The organism is Ignatzschineria sp. PL_is040, assembly GCF_055813795.1.
The window spans coordinates 1-821 of record NZ_JBVPGU010000034.1 but is presented as its reverse complement, the minus strand read 5'-3'; the positions used below and the strand labels follow the sequence as shown (position 1 = coordinate 821).

Annotated in this window: 1 protein-coding gene; it reads right to left on the bottom strand. The window is 52.5% G+C overall.

Going from position 1 to position 821, the window contains the following annotated elements:
* Window positions 1–52: 52 nt before the first annotated feature.
* A complete protein-coding gene (locus AC0SAP_RS10340; protein ID WP_001067855.1) occupies window positions 53–757 on the bottom strand; it encodes an IS6-like element IS26 family transposase in 705 nt (234 codons plus the stop codon).
* Window positions 758–821 lie beyond the last annotated feature (64 nt).

Below are 821 nucleotides of genomic sequence, written 5' to 3'. Positions count from 1 at the left end.
GGCACTGTTGCAAAGTTAGCGATGAGGCAGCCTTTTGTCTTATTCAAAGGCCTTACATTTCAAAAACTCTGCTTACCAGGCGCATTTCGCCCAGGGGATCACCATAATAAAATGCTGAGGCCTGGCCTTTGCGTAGTGCACGCATCACCTCAATACCTTTGATGGTGGCGTAAGCCGTCTTCATGGATTTAAATCCCAGCGTGGCGCCGATTATCCGTTTCAGTTTGCCATGATCGCATTCAATCACGTTGTTCCGGTACTTAATCTGTCGGTGTTCAACGTCAGACGGGCACCGGCCTTCGCGTTTGAGCAGAGCAAGCGCGCGACCATAGGCGGGCGCTTTATCCGTGTTGATGAATCGCGGGATCTGCCACTTCTTCACGTTGTTGAGGATTTTACCCAGAAACCGGTATGCAGCTTTGCTGTTACGACGGGAGGAGAGATAAAAATCGACAGTGCGGCCCCGGCTGTCGACGGCCCGGTACAGATACGCCCAGCGGCCATTGACCTTCACGTAGGTTTCATCCATGTGCCACGGGCAAAGATCGGAAGGGTTACGCCAGTACCAGCGCAGCCGTTTTTCCATTTCAGGCGCATAACGCTGAACCCAGCGGTAAATCGTGGAGTGATCGACATTCACTCCGCGTTCAGCCAGCATCTCCTGCAGCTCACGGTAACTGATGCCGTATTTGCAGTACCAGCGTACGGCCCACAGAATGATGTCACGCTGAAAATGCCGGCCTTTGAATGGGTTCATGTGCAGCTCCATCAGCAAAAGGGGATGATAAGTTTATCACCACCGACTATTTGCAACAGTGCCC